An 8,046-nucleotide genomic window follows, 5' to 3' on the forward strand; every position below is an offset into this window, starting at 1 on the left:
TGCCCCTCCTGCCAATCATCCACATTGTATATTTTGTCCTGATTTGTCGTCAACAGCCTTTCCAGGCAATAAAGCATAAATAAAAACCCGGGGGCATTTCCCCGGGTTTCCCGTTGAATAGCAAATTCCGTTAATTAACGGCCATCTTCTGCTGCAGGTAGCTTAACAAACCGCTGGCAATAGCCTGGGCAGCCTTTTGTCTAAATGAGCCATCGCCCAGCAAAATTTCCTCATCCGGATTGGAGAGAAAGGCTACTTCCACCAGAGCTGCCGGCATGGTGCTGGTGCGCAGCACTGCAAAATTGGCCTGCAACACTCCGATATCCTTTCTACCTAATTGATTGACCAGCTCTTGCTGTAAACTCCGCGCCAGTTGGGCAGATTGCTGTTGCAGTTGCCGGTTCTCCTCCGCCGGAGTCCTGATAAAATATGTGCTTGTACCGCTGTAGGCCGGATTTTGATTGGCATTGCAGTGCACACTGACAAACAGCGCCGCCCCTGCCCGGTTAGCCAGAGCAGTCCGCTCATAAAGGTCCACATAGGTGTCGTCGGAGCGGGTAAGCAGAACCTCCACTCCCTGCTGGCGCAAAATTTCCGCCAGCCTCAGAACAATATCCAGGTTGATGTTTTTCTCCCGGGTGCCATTTGGGCCTATCGCCCCCGGATCGTTTCCGCCATGCCCGGCATCCAGCACGATGAGTTTCCTGGGATCATTTCTACTGCTGATAGCCGGTCTAAGCAGCAGTTGAATGGTCCCGACCTGCTCATCCACCCGGCTTTCCCACCATACATCCTTGTGCAGATCCAGGACCACCCGTACCTGGTCGGGTTCTTTGCTAAAATAGCCTATCCTGATCCGGCTGACCAGCTCCCCCCCGCTATTAACCTCGGTCAGTCCGTTACCCGGCCTGGTACCGGGTATGTCCACAACCAGCCGGTTGGGATTACCCAGGAGGAAAACATTAAATTTTGTCGTTTTTCCACTCAGATGCAAGGTAACCGTTTCCAGAGATTCTGATACAGCATATTCCACTTGGGTGAGCTCGACTGTTGCAGAACCGCCCACTTGCCTGTCCACATCTTCGGGTTCACCAGCCTGTCCCTCCTGGCGATCCACCTCTCCCCGGGATACATCACCTGCCGGAACAATGGCACCGTGCGCACCCATTTGCACCAGAGTGGCAATCAGCCAGCCGGTTTTACCACCCGGCAACCGAACCTGGTACCAGTTATCGGCTTTATTCAACAATACCAGGGGCGTCCCGTACGACAACTGGTCCAGCACCTCATAATTTGTTCCGGGACCGCTACGCAGGTTTACAGTACTGCCGGCTACAAAACCGCTACCCGATACCGGGCTGGAGGTTGGAGGCTGATGGGCAGGCTGTCCGGCAGTGTTGCCGTTGGAGGAAGTACTCTGCCCGGATTTTTTGACCAGCCAGCCCGCCACCCAGGCCGTACCTTTGCCGTACTTTACCTGATACCAGTCATTCTTTGCCTGTATGACCGCCAACTGTGTACCGGAATTAGCCTTCCCCACCACCGCATAACCGGTACCGGGACCGCTGCGCAGGTTAACTACGCTTGCCTGCACCACTACATTCTGCTGTCCGGTTCCGCTGCTATTGCTCGCAGTTACCTTGCTCCCACCGTTTATCTGGTTGACCAGCCAGCCCGCCACCCAGGCCATACCTTTGCCATACTGCACCTGATACCATCCATTTTTTGCCTGACACACCACCAGCCGGGTACCGGAGTTTGCCTTCCCCACCACCGCATAACCGGTACCGGGACCGCTGCGTAAATTCACCACAGCGGCTTTCACCGTTATGGCAGTAGAACCGGCCATGAGCGGAGACGCCAGACACAGAAAAACTACCAGCAAGCCAACCGACCAGACGCACTTTCTCAACCGCACTTCATTCTCAACCCCCCGGACTTGATGTCGTAGTAAAGCGAAATGCATTACCTTTTTATGTATATTGACGAAAAATATTGCAATCTGGTTCCCCGCACTGAAAAAATAACCCCCTTTTTCTACGGACAAAATAACACATATATATCTCCGGACCGGCAGGTGAGAACATGAACAGGGTATCGAAACTACTTTTTTGGGCGATTGTTGCGACTGTTTTATTTTCGTTCCCGGATCAGGTCCGGGCCGGATTGTATATCTGCCCGGAAGTTGATAGCCTGCTTGCAGGCCAGGTATGGAAAAAAAATGTTCCAGCCAACAACTCTGTGTACATTGTTATTAATGTTCATCAACGCCGGCTCATGTTGATCCGCAATGGCCAGACCGTCCGCACCTACCCGGTGGCTGTAGGTAAAAGTTCCACCCCTACCCCCATCGGACAGTGGAAGGTCATACACAAAAGCACCAACTGGGGCACTGGTTTTGGCACCCGCTGGCTGGGACTCAATGTCCCCTGGGGTATTTACGGCATTCACGGCACCAACAAGCCCGGATCCATCGGCGACTGGCAGAGCCACGGCTGCATCCGGATGTTTAACCGCCACGTAGAAGAGCTGTACCGGCAGGTACCATTGGGAACCACGGTATACATTATTGGTCACCCCTTCACCTATCAGTCACCTCCCTACCGGATACTCCGGCGGGGAGACCGGGGCAGCGCCGTGCTGGAAATACAAAAAGCCCTGGTAAAACAGGGCTATAAACTGACGCTGGATGGAATCTGGGGGTGGCAAATGGAAAAGGCTGTTGTAGATTTCCGCCGCCGCAATAATCTGCCTCCGGACAACGCGGTGAACGATGCCTTTTACCGGGCACTGCATTTAAAACCGTGATCTACTGCTGTCTCTTGCCGTCCAGTTGCGACAAAACCGGTACCGCTTCGGCAGCACCTCCGGCAACCGGCCGCCGCTTTTTTCGAGATTGCTGCCTCATTTGATAGCTCTGCTTCAAACGGGGTACCACAGTATGCACGTAGGTGAACGTTGCTGTTAAACCTGCCCCCATACCCACAGCTACCACTGGATAGGTAAACAGCACTGCCACAGCCAGAACAGCAAAAGCCAGAATAGTAAGTACGGGTACTATATTGTCTTTTACAGCCCATTCTCGCGAACCGGACAGCCGTCGGCGCAGCACCAGCACGGCCGCTCCGGCCAGCGTGTAAACCAGCGCTTCGGTAGCCGCCGCCATGTTAACCAACCAGAGATAGCGACCGCTGAACAGGACCAGATATGACACCGCCAACCCCACCACAAAAACTATCACAATGGCCGCCCACGGCGTGAGAAAACGCATGCTCACCCGGCTGAACACTCCCGGCAGGACATGTTCACGGGCCGCGGCGTAGAAAAAGCGCGAAACACTGATCAGTCCGGCATTAAACGTAGTAATGGAAGAGGCCAGGCTGATGAGCACAACAGCCGCCACCCCGTATTCCACCAGAATCTGCCGGGCATAAAGCAACTGGGGAAAAGGCGATGCTACCAGATTTTCTTTGGTTATATTGGCTGTCATGGCCACGGTGATCAGGGCATAAACCACACTGAGCAGGCCGATTGCTATATACATGCCGCGGGCGACGATTTGCTGGTTTTTCACTTCTTCAGCCAGGGGGGTTACCCACTCGAATCCTACAAACAAAAATACACCCACGGCTACAGCATTGATTAAGCTGGCGATACCGCCCGTATGCAGCGGTGCATGCAAATGAAAGTTTACCTTATAAAGGCCGATTAACGCCAGCGCCGCTGTGGCCAGCATCAGACCGTAAGTAATCACATCCTGAAAATTGCCCGCTACTTTTACCCCGCGGATATTCAGTAGAGTTACCATCACCAGCATTATTGTAATCCAAACTGCCGGCGGTACCACAGGCCAGGCGGCGTTCAGGATAGAAGCCAGCACATAGCTCTCCGCACCCACTACGCCCATGATCACCAGCATATACAGCAGGGATACTGTAAGGGCCAGTTTATCCCCAAAGGCGCGTCCAAAATACAGCCGGATTCCGGCCGCCGAAGGGAAAAGGCTGTGCAGTTCCGCAAAACAGGACCCTGCCGCCAAACACAGCAGGCCGCCAATCAGGATAGCCAGCCAGGCGGCATCTCCGGCCAGAAAACCGGCTACCTGCACTGCCGCAATAAATGAAGAGGTAGCCAGCGTCAACCCGGCGCTGGTAGCCACCACCGTGCGCAGGGGGAGTACCTTCCTAAGGCGCACTTCATTCACCCCAGATCAGCATGGATATGAAGTCCAGGCGTACAATATCATCTTCTGAACCAATAATGCGCAGGCTGCCGTTCATATATGGTTCGGTGGGGGTAATGTCGCCGTAAAACATATCCGCCAGTATTTCACTGTCGGCCATGACAGTCAGATCGGGATGGTCCACTCCGCCTTCGCGCATGGTCAATTCGCCATTACGTAAGGTCAGCGTGTGCTCCGAGTCCAGATCATCTGCCTTCACCAGTATAATCCTGTCCCAGTCCCGATTCATCATAATCAGCCTCTGATTGGCATTATAACCGTCGGTAAAGGCCCGCAGGCTTTCGGTGATTTCCCGGTGCGTAGCCATCATTAAACCCCTTTCAATTAAGCTCAAGTACTCTGGGCTGAAAATCCAGCCGTTTAAGCAAATCAAGGTAGTCCTGCTCGATGATTTGCTCCACCGGTTTGTTTAACAGCACCACCAGCACAGCTTCCAGCACATTGGTACCAAAGGAGCGGCCTTGAAATTCCGGTGTGGTGGTAACCAGGGTGCCCACCCCGCAGCGGCGCAAAAATTCCACATCTTCCCGTGTGGTTGTGTTGGTGATTACGGTTGGTCCCTGCAAGTCATGAGGCATGTAGCGGCGTACCAGGTGGAAGTCGCCCGCAATGACCTGGGCCTGATGATAATAATGACCGAATTTACTTATTTTGACCTCATCCTGGACTTCCTGCTTCTTTCCCGTGGGGTAAAGCATGTGAAAAGGCAGTTTGCACATCTCGGGCAGCGTCTTTCGGGCGATCTCTCTCAATTCATCCATAGCTTTGATCGGATACGGTATGCCAGCAGTGAAAATCAAATCGCCGTATGTTACATCACAACTCAGCTGGCTGAAAGCCTCCGCCATGCCAAAGCGGTCTACCGCACTCACCATCAATACCCGACTGCCCGGCGGTAGCAGGCTGGTTTTTTCACGCAGGTAATATACCACCTGCCGTTCCAGCGTGTTTTTCAACCCACTGCCATCCACCACCGGAGTTTGCCTGACCTGCTGCATCAGGCGCAGCCCGTCCTGGACTGTATAGCAATCTTCCCCCGCCCGCAAATATACATCTATGCCTCCCAGACCTATCGCGTCCACCTGCCCGTCCAGCTCACGCAGCATCTGACAGGCCCGGTCAAAGTCGCCATCGGTTCCCCGGCGAGCAATGACAAAGGTTTGACCCAAAAGCTCCACGGTAACCTCATGATCGCGGCGCGCCGAACCCAGGCTCACACTGACGACCTTTTTCATTTACAGGCACCTCTTTTGTGAACAGTTTTGTGTACAGCTTACAATCATTTTATCCAATATACACCACAGATACAACCTGCCTGAAATAATATAGCCATGGGAGGAAGTACGCAGAAAACAAAAACCCCGCAAGCCTTGATTTTACTGGCTTTACGGGGTCTTGCCTGGTCGGGACGACAGGATTTGAACCTGCGACCTCACGGTCCCGAACCGTGCGCTCTACCAAGCTGAGCCACGTCCCGAGGCGAACCGGCAAGGAATATTATTGCAAAAAAACATCCCAAAGTCAAGTGTCATTTTTGGGTAATTTTCTGGCAGGCGGAGCAATTCCCCTGGCAGGAACACTGGCGAAGCAGAAACTCGTTACAGCGCGGACACTGCCAGGTAAAAACCATTCCCGGCTGCAAAGATATTTTGTAGGCACAGCGCGGGCAGGTAATTTCAGAACATGGTGTAGTTTGGTCAGTCTGCTTATTCATGCGGACTCACCCCTACCGGCATTGATGTGCTGTACCGGCCCTGTCTCTACCGGCAGCAAACCATCTGGCAGCAATGATCAGTACCAACCCGCCGGTGACCAGTAAAGCGGCTGTATAACCCGGCATGACCGCACCGGTCACGGAAGCAATTATCTTGGACATTTTCTTGATCAGGCCGCCGGTGAAAAACGCGATGCACACGCTGGCACCCCAGATCCAGGTAGCCTCTTTTTTGCTCCTCTCTTTAAAGATTACCATAATGGAAGCAATGCAGGGTACGAACAGGGTAATTGTCACCAGCGCAACCACCGTCTGCAGGCTGGACAGATGCAGAGCGGTGAGACCGGCCGCTCCAAAATCGCGCCGCACCACACCCATAACAAAGGCTGTGGCAGCCTCCTTGGGCAGGCCTAGCCAGCTCACCGTCAGGGGAGCCAGCAGGTTCTGGATCGCCTGCAGCAAACCGGTTTCCTGCATCACAGAAATCAGTGCCGCACCCAGGGCAAAAAGGGGAGCTGCTTCACGCAGGAAGCCAGTGGTTTTCAAAAAGGTTTTGCGCAGTACATTCCCGATCCTGGGCCAGCGCAAGGGGGGCAGGTCAATCAGCAGGTAGGAAGGCTGCCCGGGCAGCAGTCTGCTCAGCAGTGTGCCCGCAACCGCCATCACCATAAAGATGCTGATACAATAAAGCATTAAGTATGTTCCCCCAACCGTGGCCAGCATCCCGGCAATAACTCCCAGCTGGGCCGAGCAGGGAATGGTTAGCCCCAGCAGGAAAATAGCTATTCTTTTCTCGCGCTCGGTAGAAAGCAACCGTGTCGTTATAGTAGCCATGGTCACACAACCAAAACCAAGAATGATGGGGATCACGCCCCGGCCGTTCAAACCTATGCTGTTCAACAAACGATCTACCAGAGTGGCAATCCGGGGCAGATAACCGCTGTCTTCAAAAACCGACAGAACCAGGTAAAATCCCACGACCAGGGGCAATAGCAAACCCAGCAGATAGGTTACTGTCATGGTCAACAGACCGAACTCACCGGTTAAAAAGCGCCCCGGAAAGGAATTCAGGGGAACAGCATAACTAACCAGTTGCCGAATCCACGGCTCATAGTATCCCTGCATGATGGTCTCTTCCGTAAACCCCACTACATCGCCGGCAATAAACACGCCGACAATCTGGTACATCAGCCACAGGCACATCAGCAGCAGGGGAATACCGGTAAGCGGACGCAACATCAGCCTGCTGATCACTTTGCCCACCGTTAAACCGCGCTCCGGTTCACTGATCACCTGCTGGCAAATTTTGTTCACATACTCCCGTCTGGCTACATATATTTCTTCCCGGAAGCTTAAAGGCTCCACCCCATAACGAGAGGATATTTCCGGATCGCCTTCCAATATTAGCAGCAAGTCCTCTCTTCTAATATGAGAATATTCCCCCTCGCCGGCATACTTCTTGACCAACTGCTCCACCAGCGGCAACACCTGTCCGGACCTGGCCGCCGGCAAAGCGGCAATTAGTTCTGAGAATCCTTTTTTGTTTACGGCCACAGTGGGTACAACCGGCACCCCCAGCTGCCGGGACAACTTCTGCACATCTATGATCATACCCAGCCTTTCAGCCTCATCAACCATGTTCAGCGCCACTATCAGAGGCAGCCCTGTATCGATGATCTGCTGAGTGAGAAATAAATCCCTTTCCAGATGGGTGGCTGAAACAACATTAACTATCTTGTCCGCTCCCAGGATAATATCCCTGGCCACCATCTCCTCATCATTGAAGGAAGAAATGCCATAAACACCGGGAGTATCCATGTACAAAATACTCCCCACTTTTCCGCTGGAAATTTCCAGTGTGGTCCCGGGATAATTGGAAACATCTACATACATTCCGGTAAAGTGATGAAACAAGACCGACTTGCCTGTATTGGGGTTACCTGCCAGAACCACCTTCTCCCGAACGTCCGGGTAATCCTTTAGCGGAGAACTACTCGCATGACAGTGTGCCATTGGCGACCTCCTTATTATTATTAACCTGAATCCGTGAAATAAATTTTTAAAAACCATTGATATTCTGCGATATTTA

Annotated in this window: 6 protein-coding genes and 1 tRNA gene; 1 reads left to right on the plus strand and 6 read right to left on the minus strand. The window is 53.0% G+C overall.

Translation table 11 applies throughout. The features are described 5' to 3' along the window. Nucleotides 1–130: 130 nt before the first annotated feature. Nucleotides 131–1,918: an N-acetylmuramoyl-L-alanine amidase gene (locus ACUVTU_RS03995; RefSeq protein WP_445888674.1), complete on the minus strand. Its 1,788-nt coding sequence runs from the start codon at nt 1,916–1,918 to the stop codon at nt 131–133. 167 nt (nt 1,919–2,085) lie between these two features. Here ACUVTU_RS03995 and ACUVTU_RS04000 point away from each other — a divergent pair, with 167 nt between their 5' ends. Next, the gene (locus ACUVTU_RS04000) at nt 2,086–2,808 is read left to right on the plus strand and encodes a L,D-transpeptidase family protein (protein WP_445888675.1); all 723 of its coding nucleotides are present in this window, start codon (nt 2,086–2,088) and stop codon (nt 2,806–2,808) included. Nucleotide 2,809: 1 nt separating this feature from the next. On the opposite strand, the gene ACUVTU_RS04005 is transcribed toward ACUVTU_RS04000, so the two are convergent. The 5 genes from ACUVTU_RS04005 to feoB form a co-directional block, all read right to left on the minus strand. After that, complete coding sequence (locus ACUVTU_RS04005; RefSeq protein ID WP_445888676.1) at nt 2,810–4,195, minus strand: APC family permease; 1,386 nt, start codon at nt 4,193–4,195, stop codon at nt 2,810–2,812. Between the two features lies 1 nt (nt 4,196). Next, nucleotides 4,197–4,553 (minus strand): SCP2 sterol-binding domain-containing protein, encoded by a 357-nt coding sequence (locus tag ACUVTU_RS04010; RefSeq protein ID WP_445888677.1) that lies wholly within the window; start codon nt 4,551–4,553, stop codon nt 4,197–4,199. A 10-nt stretch (nt 4,554–4,563) separates the two neighbouring features. Continuing rightward, nucleotides 4,564–5,478 (minus strand): quinate 5-dehydrogenase, encoded by a 915-nt coding sequence (locus tag ACUVTU_RS04015; protein WP_445888678.1) that lies wholly within the window; start codon nt 5,476–5,478, stop codon nt 4,564–4,566. Nucleotides 5,479–5,643: 165 nt separating this feature from the next. Continuing rightward, nucleotides 5,644–5,720 (minus strand) — tRNA-Pro (locus ACUVTU_RS04020). Between the two features lie 249 nt (nt 5,721–5,969). Next, nucleotides 5,970–7,970, minus strand: coding sequence for a ferrous iron transport protein B (gene feoB / locus ACUVTU_RS04025; protein WP_445888679.1), 2,001 nt, complete (start codon nt 7,968–7,970; stop codon nt 5,970–5,972). Nucleotides 7,971–8,046: the final 76 nt, after the last annotated feature.

This window comes from Desulfurispora sp. (assembly GCF_052744395.1).

What these genes read in the sequence shown, in the direction of transcription:
- ACUVTU_RS04000 (WP_445888675.1), top strand. Translation starts at nt 2,086, where the DNA reads ATGAACAGGGTATCGAAACTACTTTTTTGGGCGATTGTTGCGACTGTT.
- ACUVTU_RS04010 (WP_445888677.1), bottom strand. Translation starts at nt 4,553, where the DNA reads ATGATGGCTACGCACCGGGAAATCACCGAAAGCCTGCGGGCCTTTACC.
- ACUVTU_RS04015 (WP_445888678.1), bottom strand. Translation starts at nt 5,478, where the DNA reads ATGAAAAAGGTCGTCAGTGTGAGCCTGGGTTCGGCGCGCCGCGATCAT.
- feoB (WP_445888679.1), bottom strand. Translation starts at nt 7,970, where the DNA reads ATGGCACACTGTCATGCGAGTAGTTCTCCGCTAAAGGATTACCCGGAC.